The sequence below is a fragment of the Lewinella sp. IMCC34183 genome (genome assembly GCF_003390915.1).
Lineage (GTDB): Bacteria > Bacteroidota > Bacteroidia > Chitinophagales > Saprospiraceae > Neolewinella.
On record NZ_QMEM01000032.1, the window covers coordinates 1 to 796 of the forward strand.

A 796-nucleotide genomic window follows, 5' to 3' on the forward strand; every position below is an offset into this window, starting at 1 on the left:
GGCTGCTTGATTGCTTTTGCGTGCCGACTGGCGTTCGCAAGCGGTTATTTAGGATTCGTTTCCCTTCAGCCAAAGACGAAACTGATTCACTACTACCAGTCCGCTTACGGCTTTCAGCAGTACGGACGTCTACTGGGGATTGAACAGGATGGCGCCATCAAACTAATTCAAAAGTACCTAGAGGATGAAAAAGAATAAGGAGCAAGTTTACAAGGACCTTTTGGAACGCTACAGCGAAGAGGAGGTGGCAGAGTCGTTTGTCGCAAGTGAAGAATTAACGGCAGAGGTCCAAGAAAAAGTCCACAAAGAGTTTCTAGAGAAGCGGATGAAATCTCTACAAGGCACAACCGGAGATCAAAAACTTCGGTCGGAGCTCTTCGCTTTCAAAATTCAATTGGAGGATTATTTTAAGGCAGACAGTTATCAGGAGCAATACAATTTTGGGAGTCAACTCAAAAAATACATTGATATTGTTGGCAGGACACAGACTGAAGTTTCAAATAATCTGAGTATTCACAAAGCTAGGCTGAGTCGTATAATCAACGGAAAGGAAAATCCTAATCCGGAGCTTATGTATCGGCTACAGGAACACAGTTCCGGTGCAATCCCAGCTTTTTACTGGTGGAAACTTCTGGCTAAACAGTTAGAGTACCAGATAAAGACAGATAAAGAAAAGATGCAGGAGGAAAGCAATAAGGTCACCAATCCAATATCATTGAGAGCATAAATAAAATTAAAAAAAGCCATCGGCGAACACCACGCCAGCGTCCATGCGCCCTATCGGGACGCACGGCGC

General features: G+C 44.2%; 1 protein-coding gene and 1 pseudogene. Both read left to right on the plus strand.

Going from position 1 to position 796, the window contains the following annotated elements:
* A pseudogene (locus DQG19_RS21425) lies at nt 1-198 on the plus strand (hypothetical protein); the annotation flags it as partial.
* Entirely contained in the window at nt 185-727 is a 543-nt protein-coding gene (locus DQG19_RS20665; protein ID WP_116128479.1) for a transcriptional regulator, read from the plus strand. The pseudogene DQG19_RS21425 and the gene DQG19_RS20665, both read left to right, overlap by 14 nt.
* The last annotated feature ends 69 nt before the right edge of the window (nt 728-796 follow it).